This is a genomic window from Citrobacter sp. Ca225, assembly GCF_030337175.1.
GTDB lineage: Bacteria > Pseudomonadota > Gammaproteobacteria > Enterobacterales > Enterobacteriaceae > Citrobacter_A > Citrobacter_A amalonaticus.
On the sequence record NZ_JAOWCD010000100.1, the window covers coordinates 15,865 to 36,075 of the forward strand.

The window sequence follows — 20,211 nt, forward strand, 5'->3', positions numbered from 1 at the left end:
AACGGATTACAGCGCTTTCAGAATCGCATCCACGCTGGCTTTGGCATCGCCAAACAGCATATGGGTGTTCTCTTTGAAGAACAGCGGGTTCTGCACACCGGCGTAGCCGGTATTCATCGAACGTTTGAAGACAATTACGTTCTGCGCTTTCCACACTTCCAGCACCGGCATCCCAGCGATAGGACTGTTTGGATCGTCCTGCGCCGCCGGGTTCACGGTATCATTCGCGCCAATAACCAACACGGTGTCGGTATCGGCGAAATCATCGTTGATCTCGTCCATTTCCAGCACGATGTCGTAAGGCACTTTCGCTTCCGCCAACAGTACGTTCATGTGACCAGGCAGACGACCTGCCACCGGGTGGATGCCGAAACGTACCTTGATACCGCGCGCGCGCAGCTTCTCGGTAATTTCCGCGACCGGATACTGTGCCTGCGCCACCGCCATGCCGTAGCCCGGGGTGATGATCACCGTATGCGAGTTCTTCAGCATATCCGCAGTCTCTTCTGCGCTGATCTCACGGTGTTCGCCCACTTCTTCATCACCACTGGACGCTGTACCATCGGTGCCAAAGCCCCCTGCAATCACGCTGATGAACGAGCGGTTCATCGCCTTACACATGATGTAAGACAGAATCGCACCGGAAGAACCCACCAGCGCACCGGTCACGATCAGCAGATCGTTGCTCAGCATGAAGCCCGCCGCCGCTGCCGCCCAACCCGAATAGGAGTTCAGCATGGAGACCACGACCGGCATATCCGCCCCGCCAATGGACGCCACCAGGTGCCAGCCAAACGCCAGCGCAATAATGGTCATCACCAGCAGTGCCAGGACCTGCAGGCCAACGCTTTCGGTACGGACAAAAACCACCAGCAGCAGGAAAGAGACCACCAGCGCCGCGAGGTTCATTTTGTGACGGTTCGGCAGCATCAGCGGTTTAGAAGAGATCTTGCCGCGCAGCTTACCAAATGCCACCACTGAACCGGTAAAGGTCACCGCACCGATAAAGATGCCAAGGAACACTTCGGTCAGGTGAATATTAACCAGAATCGGCTCAAGGCCCGCTTCGTGATACAGATAGCTGTTGAAGCCGACCAGTACCGCAGCCAGGCCGACGAAGCTGTGCAGAATCGCCACCAGTTCCGGCATTTCGGTCATTTCAACTTTCTTCGCCAGACGAATACCAATCGCGCCGCCGATGATCATTGCCACCAGGATCCAGGCAACGTTGCCGGTGTCCGGGCCAAAAATCGTGGCAATCAGCGCAATCGCCATCCCGGCGATACCGAAGTTGTTACCCTGCTGAGACGTTTCATGTTTTGAAAGTCCCGCCAGACTGAAAATAAACAGGATCGCGGCAACAATGTATGCAGCTGTAACTAATCCTCCAGACATGTGTTACCCCTTAGTTTTTCCGGAACATTTTCAGCATGCGCTGAGTCACGGTGAAGCCACCGAAAATATTGATGCTGGCAATCAGGACCGCGATGAAGCTCAGGAAGCTAACCCAGCCGCCCTGGCCAATCTGCAATAGCGCGCCAACCACGATGATCCCCGAAATGGCGTTGGTCACGGACATCAGCGGCGTATGCAGAGCATGAGAGACGTTCCAGACCACGTAGTAGCCCACCACGCAAGACAGTGCGAACACCGTAAAGTGACCGAGGAACTCTTTCGGCGCGACGTCTGCCAGCCAGCCGAACAGAATGATCACCAGCGCCATCAGCGCGTATTTACGCCACGGCGATGCCGGTTTTTCCGGCTCTTTTGCAACCGGTGCGGCTTTCGCAGCGGCCTGCGGTTGAGCAGATACCTGAATCGGCGGTGCCGGCCAGGTAATTTCGCCGTCACGCACGACCGTGACGCCACGCACGACCACGTCGTCGAAATCAACGGTGATATTGCCGTCTTTCTCTTTGCACAGCAGTTTAAGCAGATTAACAAGGTTGGTGCCGTACAGCTGTGAAGACTGTGTCGGCAGACGCCCTGGCAAGTCGGTATAACCGATCACCTTAACGCCGTTGGCCGTGGTTGTGACCTGATTGGCGACGGTGTATTCGCAGTTCCCGCCGTTTTGCGCCGCCAGATCGACAATCACGCTGCCCGCTTTCATGGAATCAACCATTTCGCGGGTGATCAGTTTCGGTGCTGGTTTACCCGGAATCAGCGCAGTGGTGACAATAATGTCGACCTCTTTTGCCTGCGCAGCAAACAGCGCCATTTCCGCTTTGATAAACGCTTCAGACATCACTTTGGCGTAACCGTCACCGCTTCCCGCTTCCTCTTTGAAATCCAGTTCGAGGAATTCAGCGCCCATACTCTGGACCTGTTCTTTCACTTCCGGACGGGTGTCAAAGGCACGCACAATCGCGCCCAGGCTGTTCGCAGCGCCTATGGCGGCCAGACCAGCAACACCGGCCCCGATCACCATCACTTTGGCTGGAGGGACTTTACCCGCAGCGGTGATCTGCCCGGTAAAGAAGCGGCCAAACTCGTGTGCGGCTTCCACAATCGCCCGATAACCGGCAATGTTTGCCATCGAGCTTAATGCATCCAGCGACTGCGCACGTGAAATACGCGGTACAGAATCCATTGCCATCACCGTCACATTACGCTCGGCGAGCTTTTGCATTAACTCTGGATTCTGCGCAGGCCAGATAAAGCTGACCAGCGTGGTGCCCGGATTGAGTAACGGAATTTCTGCATCTTCCGGTGCGTTAACCTTCAGAATGATCTCTGATTGCCAGACAGCGCTGCTATCGACAATTTCCGCGCCCGCTTCTACAAAAGCTTTATCGTCAAAACTCGCCAGTCCACCCGCGCCGCTCTCAACCGCGACGGTGAAACCCAACTTCAGCAGTTGCTCAACCGTTTTCGGCGTCGCTGCTACGCGGGTTTCATTGGTAAACCGTTCTTTTGGTATGCCAATTCGCATAATGTTCCCTTCCATCGGTATTTTTGATGATGGTTTGTCAGTTAACGTGGAATTGCGCAGGCAATTTCACGCAGGAGGTATAGGTTACCCCGGAAAAATAAAACAGTAACAAACTCTCTATAACGTACTGAAAATAGCGCTTGTGATCTAGCGCCAAAAAACAGTATTTGTCGGGTTATCAGCAAAACAGGAACGATTCAGCCTTCTGACCGGGATAATGACCTTAAATTCGTGGTGAAAGGCCCATAAATCGCTCATACGATGTGGCAAAACATGATTAAGCGCCACGGCAGATCAACTAATTAACATTAAATTAACTTATAAAATTCAGTACGTTCATCAGTTTTTACTGTGAAATGACCATTTTTTCGACATATCATAATTTGTTATCGACCTTGTGACCTCATCTGCTGTGTCGATTGAAAAATCACGCAGACAGTCACCGGGTTTAAATGCAATAATCAGCCACGTTTCTAGTCAATAACAATACCAGTACCTGGTTTGCGCAAGGCGAAGGATTATTTTTATGAAGCTTAAGAACACACTCCTGGCGTCCGCACTTCTTTCTGCGACGGCTTTTTCCGTAAACGCAGCAACAGAATTGACGCCGGAGCAAGCGGCAGCACTGAAACCTTACGACCGTGTCACGGTCACAGGCCGTTTTAATGCGATTGGCGATGCGGTGAAGGCCGTTAACCGCCGCGCAGATAAAGAAGGCGCCGCCTCATTTTATGTTGTCGATACATCTGATTTTGGTAACAGCGGTAACTGGCGTGTTGTTGCAGACTTCTACAAAGCCGACGCCGAGAAAGCGGAAGCCAGCAAGAACCGCGTGATCAATGGCGTGGTTGAATTGCCAAAATCAGAAGCCGTCATGCTGGAACCGTATGATACCGTTACGGTACAGGGTTTCTACCGCAGCCAGCCGGAAGTGAATGATGCCATCACCAAAGCGGCAAAAGAAAAAGACGCTTACGCCTTCTACATCGTGCGTCAGATCGATGCGAACCAGGGCGGTAACCAGCGCATTACAGCTTTTATCTATAAAAAAGATGCGAAGAAACGCGTGGTGCAGAGCCCTGACGCGATCCCGGCGGATTCCGATGCCGGTCGCGCAGCGTTAGCTGCCGGTGGCGAAGCGGCGAAAAACGTCGAAATTCCTGGCGTTGCAACTACCGCGTCGCCGAGTTCTGAAGTTGGACGTTTCTTCGAAACGCAATCCACGAAAGGTGGGCGTTACACTGTCACTCTTCCGGATGGCACCAAAGTTGAAGAGCTGAACAAAGCCACGGCGGCCATGATGGTGCCGTTCGACAGCATCAAGTTCACCGGCAACTACAGCAGCATGACTGAAGTCTCTTACCAGGTTGCCAAGCGTGCAGCGAAGCAAGGGGCTAAGTATTACCACATTACCCGCCAGTGGCAGGAACGTGGTAACAACATGACCATCAGCGCCGATCTGTATAAATAAGGCTCTCCGGTCATAAAATAAGGCGGCTTTATGCCGCCTTTCGCTTTATCAGGCACAAATTTTCCTCTGATCATTGCATGCAGTCTCTTCTCTCCGTAAAATCCCGCGCCTTAGTGGCTTTCACCATTTTTATGCGCTTTGCCACAATAATTATTCTCCATCGATCGTTTGTACCACGGGATAACCATGGAAAAGAAACTGGGACTGAGCGCTCTCACCGCGCTGGTTTTAAGCTCAATGCTTGGCGCAGGTGTTTTCAGTCTGCCGCAGAATATGGCCGCTGTCGCCAGCCCGTCGGCGTTACTTATTGGCTGGGCGATTACCGGGGCCGGGATATTGCTGCTGGCGTTTGCCATGCTAATCCTGACCCGTATCCGTCCCGAACTGGATGGCGGCATCTTCACCTATGCCCGCGAAGGTTTCGGTGAGCTGATCGGGTTCTGCTCGGCCTGGGGCTACTGGCTGTGCGCGGTGATTGCCAACGTCTCCTATCTGGTCATTGTCTTCTCTGCTCTCAGTTTCTTCACCGATACGCCGGAGTGGCGTCTGTTTGGCGACGGCAATACCTGGCAGGCGATCGTCGGTGCGTCGATTCTGCTGTGGGTGGTGCATTTTCTGGTGCTGCGCGGCGTACAAACGGCGGCCAGCATCAACCTGGTGGCAACGCTGGCGAAATTGCTGCCGCTCGGTCTGTTTATCCTGCTGGCCTTTATGGCGTTTCAGCTTGAGGTTTTCAGCCTCGACTTTACCGGCCTCGCGCTGGGTGTCCCGGTCTGGGAACAGGTTAAGAACACGATGCTCATCACGCTGTGGGTATTCATCGGTGTGGAAGGCGCAGTCGTCGTCTCGGCGCGGGCGCGTAACAAACATGATGTCGGTCGCGCCACGCTGTTAGCGGTGCTCTCTGCGCTTGCCGTTTATCTGCTGGTCACTCTGCTCTCGCTTGGCGTAGTTGCCCGCCCGGAACTGGCGGAGATCCGTAACCCGTCAATGGCAGGTCTGATGGTCAAAATGATGGGGCCGTGGGGTGAGATTATCATTGCGGCGGGTCTGATTGTCTCCGTTTGTGGAGCCTATCTGAGCTGGACGATTATGGCGGCGGAAGTCCCGTTCCTTGCCTCAACGCATAAAGCCTTCCCGCGGATTTTCGCCCGTCAAAATGCGCAAGGCGCGCCATCGGCTTCACTGTGGCTCACCAACCTCTGCGTTCAGGTCTGTCTGGTGCTGATCTGGCTAACCGGTTCGGATTACAACACGCTGCTGACCATCGCCTCAGAGATGATTCTGGTCCCCTATTTCCTCGTCGGCGCCTTCCTGCTGAAAATCGCCACCCGTCCGCTTCATCAGGCGGTAGGTGTCGGTGCATGCATTTATGGCTTATGGTTATTGTATGCTTCCGGGCCGATGCACCTGCTGCTCTCCGTGGTGCTTTATGCTCCGGGTCTGCTGGTGTTCCTGTATGCTCGTAAGACGCATACGCATGATAACGTTTTGAACCGACAGGAAATGGTTCTGATTGGTCTGTTGCTGGTTGCCGCCGTACCGGCGACCTGGCTGCTGGTGGGGTAAACGCATCCCATCGTTTGACGCTAATAGCCTGATTCGCAGGCGCATAAGGAGTTTTTCGATGGGAACCCAACACCCTCTGCCCATTTTAGTGACCGGTGGTGGCCGCCGTATCGGCCTCGCCATTGCCTGGCACTTTATCAACCAGAAACAGCCGGTGATCGTCAGTTACCGGACGCATTATCCGGCGATTGACGGGCTGACCAAAGCGGGCGCCCTGTGCATTCAGGCTGATTTCTCCACCAATGAAGGCATTCTTACCTTCGCCGATACGGTAAAAGAACGCGCCAGCGGTCTGCGCGCCATCGTCCACAATGCCAGCGCATGGATGGCAGAGAAGCCGGGAACACCGCTCTCTGATGTCCTGGCCTGTATGATGCAAATCCACGTCAATGCCCCCTATCTGCTTAACCATGCGCTCGAAGGCATGCTACGCGGGCATGGTCACGCCGCCGCTGACATCATTCACTTTACCGACTACGTTGTGGAGAAAGGCAGTGACAAGCATATCGCTTATGCCGCCAGTAAAGCGGCGCTGGATAATATGACCCGTTCATTTGCCCGCAAGCTCGCGCCAGAGGTGAAGGTCAACGCCATTGCCCCTTCGCTGATCCTGTTTAACGAGGGGGATGACGCCGAGTACCGCCAGCAGGCGCTAAACAAATCGCTGATGAAAACGGCTCCGGGGGAAAAGGAGGTGATCGATTTAATCGATTATCTGCTAACCAGTTGTTTTGTGACGGGTCGTAGCTTCGCCGTAGACGGTGGCCGTCATCTGCGTTAGTGCAGTTTGACCCAGCAAAAGATCAGCAGCCAGGCGCTCAGGCACCAGCAGATCACTGCCCCGCCCAGCGCCACTGGCAGCTTCAGAAAACCGGTGAAATACCACAGCGAAACGAGATAGACAAAATAGGGAATAATCGACCACATGCTGAAGACAATGGTCGTTCTTAGCGCGTCAATGCCCCGCTCGCTGGCCACGATATAATGGGCAATCAGCGCGAATGTCGGGAACAGCGGGATGAGCCCTGCAATGTAGTAATTCTTCGTTTTTGCCAGCAACCCAATCAACACCACCACCAGCGCACCCAGCGCGGCTTTAATCACGAGTCCCATTACCTTGCCTTTACACATCAATAACATCAGCAACCAGCATAACGGAAGCATCACCGTTTAGGAAAGATTAATGGAAGGTAACGCCCCGGCGGTGTATGTTGACGTTTTTGATCGGCAATCAAGACGATGAACACGATTGTATTTGTTGAAGACGATCCTGAGGTCGGCGCGCTCATTGCGGCCTATCTGGCTAAACATGATTTCGATGTGATTGTCGAGCCGCGTGGCGATCTGGCTGAAGCGCGGATCCTCCAGGTTCAGCCGGACCTGGTATTGCTGGATATTATGCTCCCCGGTAAAGACGGCATGACCCTCTGTCGTGACCTGCAAGGGCAATGGCAGGGCCCTATCGTCCTCCTCACTTCGCTGGACAGCGACATGAACCACATCCTGGCGCTGGAAATGGGCGCCTGCGATTACATTCTGAAGACCACGCCACCAGCGGTCTTGCTGGCCCGTCTGCGGCTGCATCTGCGACAGAGCGATCAGTCAGGCCATAGCAAAGGGATTCAGCCTGCCGCCGTCACGCCGCATAAAACGCTGCGCTTTGGTTCCCTGACTATCGACCCCATCAACCGTGTCGTTTTGCTCAGTGGTGAACAGGTTATACTTTCCACCGCGGATTTCGAGCTGCTATGGGAACTCGCCACGCACGCCGGTCAGATTATGGACCGCGATGCGCTGCTGAAAAATCTGCGCGGTGTAAGCTACGACGGCATGGATCGCAGCGTCGATGTCGCCATTTCGCGTCTGCGTAAGAAACTGCTCGATAATGCGGCTGAACCCTATCGTATTAAAACGGTACGCAATAAAGGCTATCTGTTTGCCCCGCACGCCTGGGATGATGTGCCATCACGGCATTCGGGGATGTAAATGAAGAAACTGTTCGTGCAGTTTTATCTCCTGCTGTTTGTCTGCTTTCTGGTGATGACCCTGCTGGTCGGGCTGGTGTATAAATTCACCGCAGAGCGGGCTGGCAGGCAGTCGCTCGATGACCTGATGAAAAGCTCGCTGTATCTGATGCGCAGCGAGTTACGCGAGATCCCGCCGCGCGACTGGGGTAAAACGCTCAAAGAGATGGACCTCAATCTCTCTTTTGACCTGCGCGTTGAGCCACTGACAAAATTCACGCTGGATGATCAGAGTATGCAGCGTCTGCGTGAAGGCGACATCATTGCACTCGACGATCAGTACACCTTCATTCAGCGCATTCCGCGCAGTCATTACGTGCTGGCCGTGGGTCCCGTACCCTATCTCTATTTTCTCCATCAGATGCGCCTGCTGGATATCGCGCTGATGGCGTTTATCGCCATCTCACTGGCCTTTCCGGTGTTTATCTGGATGCGTCCACACTGGCAGGAAATGCTGCGACTGGAAGCCGCCGCCCAGCGGTTCGGTAAAGGTCATCTCAGTGAACGACTGCATTTTGACAGCGGCTCCAGTTTTGAACGGCTGGGCATTGCTTTTAATCAGATGGCGGACAATATCAATGCGTTGATTGCCAGTAAAAAACAGCTGATCGACGGGATTGCCCATGAATTGCGCACCCCGCTGGTTCGCCTTCGCTACCGACTGGAGATGAGTGAAAATCTCACGGAACAAGAATCTCTGGCACTCAATCGCGATATCGGACAGCTCGAAGCCTTAATTGAGGAGCTGTTAACTTACGCCCGCCTCGACAGGCCGCAGAATGAACTGCATCTTAGCGAGCCGGATCTCCCGGCCTGGCTCACAGCGCATATTGATGATGTGCAAAGCGTGAATCCTGATCGGACATTGCAGGTTCCGCATCTCGCCCGGGGCAACTACGGTGCGCTGGATATGCGACTGATGGAGCGCGTGCTGGATAATCTGCTGAACAACGCGCTGCGCTACTGCCAGTCCACGGTGCAGATAAGCCTGCAGCTCAGCGATCGTTTCGCCACGCTGACTGTCGACGATGACGGACCGGGCATTGCCCCGGAAGCCAGGGAGACTGTTTTTGAGCCTTTTGTCCGTCTGGATCCGAGTCGGGACCGCGCCACCGGCGGGTGCGGTCTGGGTCTGGCGATTGTCTATTCCATCGCCCAGGCGATGGGTGGCACGGTGAGCTGCGGGGAAAGTGAACTGGGTGGCGCTCGCTTCAGCTTTTGTTGGCCGATCTGGCACACACTTCCGGAATTAACCGCTGGCTGACGCTATTCGCACGGTAGTCGCAGGCGAGATAACGTGCTATACATTGAGTATGTTGTAACTAATGAGGTGCGCAATGGCCCGTTACGATCTTGTCGACAGACTGAACACCACATTTCGCCAGATGGAGCAGACGCTGGCTGAACTAACGCAAGCGCTCGGAGAACATCATCTGATGATTGCCCGTGTCTTTTCGCTGCCGGAGGTGACCAAAGAGGCCGAGCACGCCCCGCTGGATACCATTGCGGTGAAGCAGTATCTGGGTAAGGAGGCCGAAGCGTTGGCGCTGGCGCATTATCGCCACCTGTTTATTCAGCAGCAGTCCGAAACACGTAGCAGTAAAGCGGCGGTGCGTTTGCCGGGCGTGCTGTGCTATCAGGTGGGCAGTGCCAGCCAGGCGGCGCTGGAAAATCTGGTACAGCGCATCAATCAGTTGAAAACCACTTTTGAGCATATTGTCACCGTGGAGTCCGGTTTGCCGTCTGCGGCGCGCTTTGAATGGGTCCATCGCCATCTGCCGGGGCTGATTACGCTCAATGCCTATCGGACGCTGACGGTGATAAACGATCCGGCGACGTTGCGTTTTGGCTGGGCGAATAAACATATCATCAAGAATTTGCAACGCGATGAGGTACTGGCGCAACTGGAAAAGAGTCTGAATACGCCGCGCAGCGTACATCCCTGGACCCGCGAGGAGTGGCAGGCAAAACTGGAGCGTGAATATCAGGATATCGCCGCCCTGCCACAACAGGCAAAACTCAAAATTAAGCGTCCGGTCAAAGTCCAGCCCATTGCCCGGGTCTGGTACAAAGGCGAGCAAAAGCAGGTACAGCATGCCTGCCCTACGCCGCTTATCGCGTTGGTCAATACGGAAAACGGCGCAGGTATGCCGGATATTGGCGAGCTACTGAACTACGATGCCGAAAACATACAGCATCGCTTTAAACCGCAGGCACAGCCGCTGCGTCTGATAATTCCGCGGCTGCACCTCTATGTGGCGGATTAACGACCTGGTTTCATACTGCCGACCATCTGCTCTGGCCGCACCCAGTTGTCAAACTCCACTTCGGTGAGATAGCCCAGCGCCAGAGCCGCAGCTTTCAGCGTCAGCCCCTCTTTATGTGCTTTCTTGGCGATTTCCGCCGCTTTGTCGTAGCCGATATGGGTATTCAACGCGGTGACAAGCATCAGTGATTCATTGAGCAACTGATTAATCCGCTCACGATTGGGTTCGATACCGACCGCACAATGCTCGTTGAAACTTTCCATACCGTCCGCCAGCAGACGCACCGATTGCAGGAAGTTGTGGATCACCATCGGACGGAAGACGTTCAGTTCGAAGTTACCTGATGCGCCGCCGATGTTAATCGCCACATCGTTCCCCATCACCTGACAACACAGCATCGTCAGCGCCTCACACTGGGTCGGGTTAACCTTGCCCGGCATGATCGAGCTGCCCGGTTCATTTTCCGGGATGGCGATTTCGCCAATGCCACAGCGTGGCCCCGACGCCAGCCAACGCACATCGTTGGCGATTTTCATTAGCGACGCCGCCAGCCCTTTCAGCGCGCCGTGAGCATGAACCAGCGCATCACAGGTCGCCAGCGCTTCGAACTTGTTCGGCGCGGTGATAAAGGGAGCCTGGGTGATGGCCGCCAGTTCGTCGGCGACGCGACGGGCATATTCCGGATGCGTATTCAGCCCGGTGCCGACCGCTGTTCCGCCCAACGCCAGTTCCGCCACGTGCGGCAGACTGTTTTCAATGTGCCGCAGGTTATGTTCTAACATCGCCACCCAGCCAGAAATCTCCTGTCCCAGCGTCAGCGGCGTGGCGTCCTGGAGATGAGTACGGCCAATTTTGACAATATCGGCGAAAGCGTCTGATTTCTCGTTCAGCGTCTTCATCAACACCTGCAACTGCGGAACCAGATGATTGCGCAACGCCAGCAGCGCAGCCACATGCATTGCCGTCGGGAAGACGTCGTTCGAACTCTGGCTCTTGTTGACGTCATCATTTGGATGGACTTTGCGCTCCATGCCGCGCACCCCGCCCAACAGCTCACTGGCCCGGTTTGCCAGCACTTCGTTCATATTCATGTTGCTTTGCGTACCTGACCCGGTCTGCCAGATAGCCAGAGGGAATTCCTCCGCGTGTTTATCTGCCAGCACCTCATCCGCGGCCTGCATAATGGCGGCAGCTTTGTCGGCGGCCAGCAACCCTAAATCGTCGTTAACCTTTGCCGCTGCGCGCTTGGTGAGCGCCAGCGCGTGGATCAGCGAGACGGGCATTTTCTCGGTGGAGATCCGAAAATGCTCAAGTGAACGTTGGGTTTGTGCCCCCCACAGTTTATCTGCCGGGACATCAATCGCGCCCATCGAATCTTTCTCGCTGCGTACCGTTACCATGACCTGCTCCTTAGATAATGAATTGATTAGGTTATGTTCGACATTGCCCACATGCTTGCGGTCTTATGAGTATCAACGATGACAGCACCACCGTTTGGTGGTTTGTGCGATAAAAAAAACCGCCCCGAAGGGCGGCTGACGTTACTTAACGCAGCGTGCGCACTGCGACGTCTGAATCTGCTGGAAGAAGTCGTTTCCTTTATCGTCAACGAGAATAAAGGCCGGGAAATCTTCGACTTCGATTTTCCAGATCGCTTCCATTCCCAGTTCCGGATACTCCACGCACTCCAGGCTCTTGATGCTGCCCTGCGCCAGTACGGCCGCCGGACCACCAATGCTGCCGAGGTAGAATCCGCCGTGTTTTTGACAGGCGTCAGTCACCTGCTGACTGCGGTTACCCTTCGCCAGCATGATCATACTCCCGCCCTGCGACTGAAGCTGATCAACATACGAATCCATACGCCCGGCGGTGGTCGGACCGAGTGAACCGGAGGCATAGCCTTCTGGCGTCTTCGCCGGACCGGCGTAGTAAATCGGGTGATCTTTTACATACTGCGGCAGCCCTTCGCCATTATCCATCCGCTCTTTTAATTTAGCGTGCGCGATATCACGAGCAACAATGATCGTGCCGTTCAGGGAAAGACGGGTCGACACCGGGTATTGCGACAGCTGTTCGAGGATCGCTTTCATTGGACGATTCAGGTCAACGCGAACCGCTTCCCCTTCGCCCGCTTTACGCAGTTCTTCAGGAATGTATTTACCCGGATTGTGCTCCAGCTTCTCGATCCAGATGCCTTTACGGTTGATCTTCGCTTTGATGTTGCGATCTGCCGAGCAGGAGACGCCCATCCCGACCGGACAGGATGCGCCGTGGCGCGGCAGACGGATCACGCGAATATCGTGGGCAAAGTATTTGCCGCCAAACTGCGCGCCTAAACCAAGGTTTTGCGCCTCCGTCAGCAGTTCATTTTCCAGCTCGACGTCACGGAACGCCTGACCATGTTCATTCCCTTCGGTCGGCAGTTCGTCATAGTATTTCGCCGACGCCAGCTTCACGGTTTTCAGGTTCGCCTCTGCCGACGTCCCACCGATCACAAAGGCGATGTGGTATGGCGGACATGCTGCGGTTCCCAGCGTCCGCATCTTCTCAACCAGGTAGTTTTTCAGTTTGCCCGGTGTGAGCAGCGCTTTGGTTTCCTGATAGAGATAAGTCTTGTTTGCGGAGCCGCCGCCCTTCGCGATGCAAAGGAATTTGTATTCATCGCCATCGACGCTGTAGAGGTCAATCTGCGCCGGCAGGTTGGTGCCGGTGTTCACCTCTTTATACATATCCAGCGCGGCGTTTTGCGAGTAGCGCAGGTTATCTTCGATGTAGGTGTTGTATACCCCACGCGCCAGCGCCGCCTCATCACCACCACCGGTCCAGACGCGCTGGCCTTTTTTGCCGACAATAATCGCCGTGCCGGTATCCTGGCAGGTTGGCAAAATACCCTTCGCCGCGATGTCAGAGTTACGCAGGAACTGCAGCGCCACATATTTGTCGTTTTCGCTGGCGTCCGGGTCGCGCAGAATATCAGCAACCTGTTGTTGGTGTGCGGGGCGCAGCATAAATGAGGCGTCATGGAAGGCCTGGCGCGCGAGCAGTGTTAACGCTTCCGGATCGACTTTAAGGATCTCTTGTCCTTCAAATTCGGCGACGGAGACGTATTCACTGGTCAGCAGGGTGTATTCGGTATCATCCTTTTTAAGGGGAAAAGGATCCTGATAATGAAAGGGTTTGTTTGACATTGTTCTCTCACTTACTGCTCGGTCTGATTTTCTTAGGCTTCAGGGCAGATGTTCCATTGCCCTCGTTAAAAGCGAGTTACACTATCCTACACAATTTTTTAACAAAAACTGAGACAAGTACGACTTTTTGCGCCCACAGGTTACTTCCCACAGGTTTCTTGCTTTAATAGTCGAATTAAGTTCCCACTGATTTCCAACTTGCAACAGGGCATTGAACATGCAAAAACTCATCAACTCCGTGCAGAACTACGCCTGGGGAAGTAAAACGGCGCTGACGGAACTCTATGGTCTGGCGAATCCGCAGCAGTTACCTATGGCAGAGCTGTGGATGGGCGCCCACCCGAAAAGCAGTTCGAAAATTGAAGATGCCAGCGGTCAGGTCGTCTCGCTGCGCGATGTGATTGACGGCAATCAATCCGCGCTGCTGGGTGATGCCGTGGCAAAGCGATTCGGCGAATTGCCGTTCCTGTTCAAAGTGCTGTGCGCCGCGCAGCCGTTGTCCATCCAGGTGCATCCGAACAAGCGCAATTCTGAAATTGGCTTCGCTAAAGAGAACGCCGCCGGTATCCCGATGGATGCCGCAGAGCGCAACTACAAAGATCCCAATCACAAGCCGGAGCTGGTCTTCGCGCTGACCCCGTTCCTTGCCATGAACGCGTTTCGCGAGTTCTCTGAAATCGTTTCGCTGCTGCAACCGGTGGCTGGCGCACACACTGCCATCGCTCATTTTCTCGAACAGCCCAACGCCGAGCGGCTGAGCCAGTTGTTTGCCGCTCTGTTAAGTATGCAGGGTGAGGAGAAATCCCGTGCGCTGGCGATTCTGAAAGCGGCGCTGGAAACCCAGCAAGGCGAGCCGTGGCAGACCATCCGTCTTATCGCGGAGTTTTACCCGGACGACAGCGGCCTCTTCTCACCTCTGCTACTGAACGTGGTGAAGCTCAATCCAGGTGAAGCGATGTTCCTGTTCGCCGAAACGCCGCATGCCTATCTGCAAGGTGTGGCGCTGGAAGTGATGGCCAACTCCGATAACGTGCTGCGCGCGGGTCTGACGCCGAAATACATCGACATTCCGGAACTGGTTGCCAATGTGAAGTTTGAAGCAAAACCGGCGAACCAGTTGTTGACCACGCCGGTGAAACATGGCGCGGAACTTGATTTCCCGATCCCGGTTGATGATTTCGCGTTCTCCCTGCACGACCTGTCTGCGCAAGAAACCGCGATTGACCAGCAAAGCGCCGCGATACTCTTCTGCGTTGAGGGCGAAGCTATCCTGCGCAAAGGCGAGCAGCGCCTGGTGCTGAAACCGGGAGAATCGGCATTTATCAGCGCCGAAGAGTCGCCGGTGAGCGTCAGCGGCGTGGGCCGTGTGGCGCGGGTTTACAACAAACTCTAGCAACTTACTGAATTTTGTAGTTACTCTTGCTAAGCTTGTAATCGGCTTATGACTTTGCCAGGCGGTCTCTACCGCCTGGTTTCATTTTATGGATAAACAATATGAAAAAATCGCTGGTAGCTGCAGGTGTGATTGTCGCACTCGGCGTCGTCTGGACGGGCGGTGCGTGGTACACAGGTAAAAAGCTGGAAACCCATCTTGCTGAGATGGTCGACCAGGCCAATGCGCAGATTAAACTCACCGCGCCGGAAGCAAACGTGGAACTCGCTTATCAGAACTATCAGCGTGGCATCTTCAGCAGCCAGTTACAGTTGGTGCTCAAGCCGGTGGCCGGAAAAGAAAATCCCTGGCTGAAAGCTGGCCAAAGCGTGGTGCTTGACGAATCCGTCGATCACGGCCCCTTCCCGTTCGCGCAACTGAAAACCTTTAATCTTCTGCCGTCGATGGCCTCGGTGAAGACGACCCTGGTCAACAATGACGTCAGCAAACCGCTCTTTGAGATGGCGAAAGGTGAAACGCCTTTTGAGATCAATTCGCGAATCAGCTACAGCGGCGATACCCGTTCCGCAATGTCGCTGAAACCGCTGAACTACGAAAAAGGGGCGGAGAAAGTCGCCTTCAGCGGCGGCGAATTTATTTTCAATGCCGATAAAGAAGGCAACGTGGTTTCCCTTTCCGGTGAAGCGAAGAGCGGTCTGGTCGATGCGGTGAACGAGTACGATCAAAAGGTCCAGCTCTCCTTTAACGACCTGAAAACAGAAGGTTCCAGCACGCTTGCCAGCTTTGGTGAGCGCGTCGGCGATCAGAAAGTCACGATTGGGAAAATGACCCTCGCCGTTGAAGGCAAAGAGATGGCGCTGCTGGAAGGCATGGAGATCAGTGGGAAGACCGATCTCGTGGATGACGGTAAAACCATCAACAGCCAACTGGATTACACCCTGAACAGCCTCAAGGTTCAGAATCAGGATCTGGGAAGCGGCAAGCTGACGCTGAAAGTCGGTCAGATTGACGGCGCGGCATGGCATCAGTTTAGCCAGCAGTATAATGCCCAGACCCAGGCGCTGTTATCGCAGCCGGACGTGGCGGACAACCCGGAACTGTATCAGCAGAAAGTGACCGAAGCTTTCTTTGGTGCCCTGCCGCTGTTGATGAAAGGCGAACCGGTCATTACCATTGCGCCGTTGAGCTGGAAAAATGCCAAAGGCGAAACGGCGCTGAATTTGTCCCTGTTCCTGAAGGATCCGGCCACCGCGCAAGGTGAACCGCAAACGCTGGCCGACGAAGTCGACCGCTCGGTGAAATCGCTCGACGGTAAGCTGTCGATTCCGGTGGATATGGCCGTTGAGTTTATGACTCAGGTCGCCCGTCTGGAAGGTTATCAGCAGGATGAAGCCGCTAAACTTGCCAACCAGCAGGTGAAAGGCCTGGCCGCGATGGGACAGATGTTCCGCATTACCACCCTTGAAGACAACACCATTGGCACCAGCCTGCAGTACGCGAATGGTCAGGTGACCTTAAACGGGAAGAAGATGCCGCTGGAGGAGTTTGTCGGAATGTTCGGCATGGTGCTGCCCCAGCCGTAATCACCAGAACCCCTCTGCGGAGGGGTTTATTCTTGCACCACCAGTCGCGCAGATAGCGTCTGACTGCGGGTGTGACTTTCCTCACGCGCAATGCGTTGCAGGATGCGTTCCGCCAGACTGTAGCCCATTTCCCGCGCCGGCATTGTCGCCCAGACAATTGGCAGATCGTCCAGCGCGTTTTCCGCCACATCGGCAAAGGCGCCTAATGAAACCTGCTGCTCAAAGTAGCGATCAACCCCCACTTCACCGCTCTGCCGTCCCGCCCGCATCAGGCCAAACCATGCGCCCATCGCAATCGTTTCGTTGTAGCACACCACGGCGCTGATGGTCGGATTGCGTCGTAGTAACGCGCCGATGGCCTCGGCGGCCTGCTTCTGGCTGGATGCGCATTCCATGACCCAGTCGCTGTGAAACGGTAAACCGTATTTCAGCAGTGTCGCACAGTAGCCGCCGACGCGTTCCGCACGCGTTAATGATGAACTCTGCCCACCCAACCATGCAATGCGCTGATGACCGTGACGAATCAGATGCTCCGTCAACAGTTGCGCGGCCTGCATATTGTCCGGACGCACGGTATCCACGTCGTCCAGATAACTGGCTCGCGAGGCGAAAACCACCGGAATGCCCTTTTCTTCCGCCATCAGGCGCAGGTCATCGCTGCTGCCCGCCGCCCCGGCGATCACCACGCCGTCAACGCCCTGATTCAAGAGCATGGCAAAACGCTGCGCCAGTTGTTCACCATCCTGACCACCATGCAACAAAAACGCCATCCGGCCCTGTGCTTCCAGTGCTTCCGTTAATCCCGCCGTCAGTTCAGCATAAAACGGAGCCGACAGATCGCGGACAATCAATCCAATCACTCCGCTCTGGCCCCCCCGTAACACCGAAGCCTGACGGTTACGCACAAAACCGAGTTGTTCTATCGCCGCATTCACCCGTTCGCCGGTGGCGGTTGAAATACGACCTTTGCCGCTGAGTACCAGTGAAACCGTGCTGACGGAGACGCCCGCCGCCAGTGCAACATCGTGGATAGTGATTTTTTTGGCTATGGCCATAAAAACGCCAGACTCCCTGATAATGTGACAGATAAAACGTTTTATCTATTACCTCTATTTATACGCGTTAATATCGTCTGATAATGTGATTTTCACCGCACTAAAAAGTGATAAAACGTTTTATCTTCTTGATCAAATTTTCTCATTACCGATGGATTTGCACAAGGAGTCGTTAGATGACGGCGAAAACAACACCAAAAATTACGCTGTGGGAATTTTTCCAGCAGTTAGGGAAAACGTTTATGCTGCCCGTGGCGCTGCTTTCGTTTTGCGGGATTATGCTGGGGATTGGCAGTTCGCTAAGCAGCCACGATGTGATCACCCTGCTTCCGGCACTGGGTAATCCGGTGCTACAGGCCATCTTTACCTGGATGAGCAAAGTTGGCTCCTTTGCCTTCAGTTTCCTGCCGGTGATGTTCTGTATTGCGATTCCGCTCGGGCTGGCGCGCGAAAACAAAGGCGTGGCGGCGTTTGCCGGTTTTGTCGGTTACGCGGTAATGAACCTCGCCGTTAACTTCTGGCTGACAGCAAAGGGTATTCTGCCGACCACCGATGCGGCGGTCCTGAAAGCCAACAACATCCAGAATATCCTCGGTATTCAGTCAATTGACACCGGGATCCTCGGCGCGCTTGCCCACTGGTTTGCCCGGCGCCACAATACGCGTGTCGATACCGGATCGCTGGTGTATGGCCCTTCCGTGATCTATATGGTGTCACAGCTCATCCGCCAGTGGTCTTCTGTCGGTGACGGCGTGGTGCTCCATACCCCAGCCTATGACGCGTTCTATAAGGCTATCGAAGGCAATCAGCGCCATGTTGTTCCGGTGGCACTGGAACAGCGCAATGGCCACTGGCATTGCGATATAGAGAAACTGGATGCGGCGCTGGCGCGTCCGGAAAGTAAAATTTTGCTGCTGTGCAGTCCGCATAACCCGACCGGTAAAGTCTGGACGCGCGAGGAACTGGAAGCGATGGCGGAACGCTGCCAGCGTCACGGCGTGCGGGTCATATCTGATGAAATTCATATGGATATGGTCTGGGGCGAACAGCCGCACATCCCCTGGAGCAATGTGGCGCGTGACAATTGGGCGCTGTTTACCTCTGGCTCCAAAAGCTTCAATATTCCGGCGTTAACCGGCGCTTACGGGATGATTGAAGACGCTGACAGTCGTGATACGTATCTCAACGCGTTGAAAGGTCGCGACGGTCTGTCCTCTCCCGCCGTGCTGGCACTGACTGCTCATATCGCGGCCTATGAACAGGGTGAGCCGTGGCTGGACGCGCTACGGGCGTATCTCCGGGACAATCTACACTACATTGCAGATACGCTGAACGACGCTTTTCCTGAACTTAACTGGCCGGTGCCGCAGTCGACCTATCTCGCGTGGATCGATCTGCGGGCATTAAACGTTGATGATAATGCATTGCAGAATGCGCTGATTCAGCAGGAAAAAATCGCCATCATGCCCGGCTTTACTTACGGTGATGAAGGACGCGGTTTTGTACGACTGAATGCCGGTTGTCCACGTTCAAAACTCGAAAAAGGCGTGAACGGATTAATTAACGCGATCCGATCGGTACGCTGACCCCGGTTGCGCAATGGAATTAATCATTGCGCAACATAGCTTTTCTCCTGCTTTTGTTTTTATAATAGCGCGCACTTTTATATACGAATAATGAGTGCGACCATGATTGATAATTCCCTGCCGTTAACTGACATTCATCGCCACCTTGATGGTAACATCCGGGCACAAACCATTCTGGATCTTGGCCGCCAGTTCAATTTGCCCCTCCCCGCGCAAACCCTTGAAACGCTGATCCCTCATGTACAGGTCACGGCCACTGAACCGGATCTGGTTAGCTTTCTGTCGAAACTGGACTGGGGCGTGAAAGTCTTAGCGTCCCTCGACGCCTGTCGCCGCGTCGCGTTTGAAAATATCGAAGACGCCGCCCGCAATGGCCTGCACTATGTAGAACTGCGTTTTTCTCCGGGCTACATGGCAATGACACATCAGCTGCCGGTTGCTGGCGTGGTGGAAGCGGTCATCGCTGGCGTACATGAAGGCTGTAAAACCTTTGGCGTGCAGGCGCAACTGATCGGCATCATGAGCCGGACCTTCGGCGAGGCCGCGTGTCTACAGGAGCTGGAAGCACTGCTGGCGCACCGCGATCGGATCACCGCGCTTGACCTTGCCGGTGATGAACTGGGCTTCCCCGGCAGCCTGTTCCTGTCCCATTTCAACCGCGCGCGTGACGCAGGCTGGCACATTACGGTGCACGCCGGAGAAGCTGCCGGTCCGGAAAGCATCTGGCAGGCCATTCGCGAACTGGGTGCGGAACGCATCGGCCACGGCGTGAAAGCGGTTGAGGATCCGGCGCTGATGGATTTCCTCGCGGAACAACGGATTGGCATCGAATCCTGTCTGACGTCGAATATTCAGACCAGCACCGTGGCATCATTGTCCACGCATCCGCTGAAAACGTTCCTCGAGCATGGCGTCCTCGCCAGCCTGAATACTGACGATCCGGCGGTTCAGGGAGTGGATATCATTCACGAATATACCGTTGCGGCACCGGCAGCAGGACTGAGCCGTGAGCAGATTCGTCAGGCACAGATTAACGGACTGGAAATCGCCTTCCTGAACGCGGCGGAAAAACAGGCGCTGCGAGAAAAAGTGGCGGCGGCATAGCGAAAAGAGGCCCGTCGTGATTCATCGGGCCTTTCA

16 protein-coding genes are annotated in these 20,211 nt (G+C 54.8%); 10 read left to right on the forward strand and 6 right to left on the reverse strand.

All coding sequences use genetic code 11. The features are described 5' to 3' along the window. Positions 1–6: 6 nt before the first annotated feature. Together pntB and pntA are read right to left on the reverse strand one after the other, a co-directional pair. Complete coding sequence (gene pntB, locus OGW13_RS20750) at positions 7–1,395, reverse strand: Re/Si-specific NAD(P)(+) transhydrogenase subunit beta (RefSeq protein ID WP_043000766.1); 1,389 nt, start codon at positions 1,393–1,395, stop codon at positions 7–9. Between the two features lie 10 nt (positions 1,396–1,405). Then, on the reverse strand, positions 1,406–2,935 hold the full coding sequence (gene pntA / locus OGW13_RS20755; RefSeq protein WP_090050073.1) for a Re/Si-specific NAD(P)(+) transhydrogenase subunit alpha: 1,530 nt from the start codon (positions 2,933–2,935) through the stop codon (positions 1,406–1,408). A gap of 526 nt (positions 2,936–3,461) precedes the next feature. Here pntA and ydgH point away from each other — a divergent pair. The 3 genes from ydgH (at position 3,462) to folM (ending at position 6,756) form a co-directional block, all read left to right on the forward strand. After that, entirely contained in the window at positions 3,462–4,406 is a 945-nt protein-coding gene (ydgH, locus tag OGW13_RS20765; RefSeq protein ID WP_043000768.1) for a DUF1471 family protein YdgH, read from the forward strand. A 186-nt stretch (positions 4,407–4,592) separates the two neighbouring features. Continuing rightward, the gene (locus OGW13_RS20770; RefSeq protein WP_287116434.1) at positions 4,593–5,975 is read left to right on the forward strand and encodes an amino acid permease; all 1,383 of its coding nucleotides are present in this window, start codon (positions 4,593–4,595) and stop codon (positions 5,973–5,975) included. 58 nt (positions 5,976–6,033) lie between these two features. Then, the gene (gene folM / locus OGW13_RS20775) at positions 6,034–6,756 is read left to right on the forward strand and encodes a dihydromonapterin reductase (protein ID WP_043000770.1); all 723 of its coding nucleotides are present in this window, start codon (positions 6,034–6,036) and stop codon (positions 6,754–6,756) included. Here folM and OGW13_RS20780 read toward each other — a convergent pair. After that, the gene (locus OGW13_RS20780; protein WP_042319174.1) at positions 6,753–7,088 is read right to left on the reverse strand and encodes a GlpM family protein; all 336 of its coding nucleotides are present in this window, start codon (positions 7,086–7,088) and stop codon (positions 6,753–6,755) included. The two genes, folM and OGW13_RS20780, sit on opposite strands and share 4 nt — an antisense overlap. Before the next feature lie 126 nt (positions 7,089–7,214). Here OGW13_RS20780 and rstA point away from each other — a divergent pair, with 126 nt between their 5' ends. The 3 genes from rstA to tus all read left to right on the forward strand — a co-directional run bounded on the left by rstA (position 7,215) and on the right by tus (position 10,266). Continuing rightward, positions 7,215–7,961 carry a two-component system response regulator RstA gene (gene rstA, locus OGW13_RS20785; protein WP_043000771.1) on the forward strand — a complete coding sequence of 249 codons (747 nt, stop codon included), beginning with the start codon at positions 7,215–7,217 and terminating at the stop codon, positions 7,959–7,961. After that, on the forward strand, positions 7,962–9,263 hold the full coding sequence (gene rstB, locus OGW13_RS20790; protein WP_044254624.1) for a two-component system sensor histidine kinase RstB: 1,302 nt from the start codon (positions 7,962–7,964) through the stop codon (positions 9,261–9,263). A 73-nt stretch (positions 9,264–9,336) separates the two neighbouring features. Then, positions 9,337–10,266, forward strand: coding sequence for a DNA replication terminus site-binding protein (tus, locus tag OGW13_RS20795; RefSeq protein WP_287116435.1), 930 nt, complete (start codon positions 9,337–9,339; stop codon positions 10,264–10,266). Here the strand turns inward: tus and fumC are convergent. Together fumC and fumB are read right to left on the reverse strand one after the other, a co-directional pair. After that, the gene (fumC, locus tag OGW13_RS20800) at positions 10,263–11,666 is read right to left on the reverse strand and encodes a class II fumarate hydratase (protein ID WP_287116436.1); all 1,404 of its coding nucleotides are present in this window, start codon (positions 11,664–11,666) and stop codon (positions 10,263–10,265) included. The two genes, tus and fumC, sit on opposite strands and share 4 nt — an antisense overlap. 141 nt (positions 11,667–11,807) lie before the next feature. Next, on the reverse strand, positions 11,808–13,454 hold the full coding sequence (gene fumB, locus OGW13_RS20805) for a class I fumarate hydratase (protein ID WP_044254633.1): 1,647 nt from the start codon (positions 13,452–13,454) through the stop codon (positions 11,808–11,810). Positions 13,455–13,671: 217 nt separating this feature from the next. Here fumB and manA point away from each other — a divergent pair, with 217 nt between their 5' ends. Both manA and OGW13_RS20815 read left to right on the forward strand, forming a co-directional pair. Beyond that, the gene (gene manA / locus OGW13_RS20810) at positions 13,672–14,847 is read left to right on the forward strand and encodes a mannose-6-phosphate isomerase (protein ID WP_187251455.1); all 1,176 of its coding nucleotides are present in this window, start codon (positions 13,672–13,674) and stop codon (positions 14,845–14,847) included. Between the two features lie 101 nt (positions 14,848–14,948). Further along, positions 14,949–16,430: a YdgA family protein gene (locus OGW13_RS20815; RefSeq protein ID WP_287116437.1), complete on the forward strand. Its 1,482-nt coding sequence runs from the start codon at positions 14,949–14,951 to the stop codon at positions 16,428–16,430. A 26-nt stretch (positions 16,431–16,456) separates the two neighbouring features. Here the strand turns inward: OGW13_RS20815 and OGW13_RS20820 are convergent, their stop codons facing one another. After that, on the reverse strand, positions 16,457–17,485 hold the full coding sequence (locus OGW13_RS20820) for a Mal regulon transcriptional regulator MalI (protein ID WP_043000778.1): 1,029 nt from the start codon (positions 17,483–17,485) through the stop codon (positions 16,457–16,459). Between the two features lie 242 nt (positions 17,486–17,727). Between OGW13_RS20820 and OGW13_RS20825 the strand changes: the two genes are divergently transcribed. Both OGW13_RS20825 and add read left to right on the forward strand, forming a co-directional pair. Further along, on the forward strand, positions 17,728–19,071 hold the full coding sequence (locus OGW13_RS20825; RefSeq protein ID WP_287116498.1) for an aminotransferase class I/II-fold pyridoxal phosphate-dependent enzyme: 1,344 nt from the start codon (positions 17,728–17,730) through the stop codon (positions 19,069–19,071). A 102-nt stretch (positions 19,072–19,173) separates the two neighbouring features. Next, positions 19,174–20,175, forward strand: a complete 1,002-nt coding sequence (gene add / locus OGW13_RS20830) for an adenosine deaminase (protein WP_058588025.1) — start codon at positions 19,174–19,176, stop codon at positions 20,173–20,175. Positions 20,176–20,211: the final 36 nt, after the last annotated feature.

Bases quoted from the DNA above. Each gene is read 5' to 3' on its own strand.
- rstB (WP_044254624.1), top strand. From the start codon at position 7,962: ATGAAGAAACTGTTCGTGCAGTTTTATCTCCTGCTGTTTGTCTGCTTT.
- OGW13_RS20825 (WP_287116498.1), top strand. From the start codon at position 17,728: ATGCTGCCCGTGGCGCTGCTTTCGTTTTGCGGGATTATGCTGGGGATT.
- OGW13_RS20770 (WP_287116434.1), top strand. From the start codon at position 4,593: ATGGAAAAGAAACTGGGACTGAGCGCTCTCACCGCGCTGGTTTTAAGC.
- pntA (WP_090050073.1), bottom strand. From the start codon at position 2,935: ATGCGAATTGGCATACCAAAAGAACGGTTTACCAATGAAACCCGCGTA.
- folM (WP_043000770.1), top strand. From the start codon at position 6,034: ATGGGAACCCAACACCCTCTGCCCATTTTAGTGACCGGTGGTGGCCGC.
- ydgH (WP_043000768.1), top strand. From the start codon at position 3,462: ATGAAGCTTAAGAACACACTCCTGGCGTCCGCACTTCTTTCTGCGACG.
- OGW13_RS20815 (WP_287116437.1), top strand. From the start codon at position 14,949: ATGAAAAAATCGCTGGTAGCTGCAGGTGTGATTGTCGCACTCGGCGTC.
- pntB (WP_043000766.1), bottom strand. From the start codon at position 1,395: ATGTCTGGAGGATTAGTTACAGCTGCATACATTGTTGCCGCGATCCTG.
- rstA (WP_043000771.1), top strand. From the start codon at position 7,215: ATGAACACGATTGTATTTGTTGAAGACGATCCTGAGGTCGGCGCGCTC.
- tus (WP_287116435.1), top strand. From the start codon at position 9,337: ATGGCCCGTTACGATCTTGTCGACAGACTGAACACCACATTTCGCCAG.
- manA (WP_187251455.1), top strand. From the start codon at position 13,672: ATGCAAAAACTCATCAACTCCGTGCAGAACTACGCCTGGGGAAGTAAA.
- OGW13_RS20820 (WP_043000778.1), bottom strand. From the start codon at position 17,485: ATGGCCATAGCCAAAAAAATCACTATCCACGATGTTGCACTGGCGGCG.
- fumB (WP_044254633.1), bottom strand. From the start codon at position 13,454: ATGTCAAACAAACCCTTTCATTATCAGGATCCTTTTCCCCTTAAAAAG.
- fumC (WP_287116436.1), bottom strand. From the start codon at position 11,666: ATGGTAACGGTACGCAGCGAGAAAGATTCGATGGGCGCGATTGATGTC.
- add (WP_058588025.1), top strand. From the start codon at position 19,174: ATGATTGATAATTCCCTGCCGTTAACTGACATTCATCGCCACCTTGAT.
- OGW13_RS20780 (WP_042319174.1), bottom strand. From the start codon at position 7,088: ATGGGACTCGTGATTAAAGCCGCGCTGGGTGCGCTGGTGGTGGTGTTG.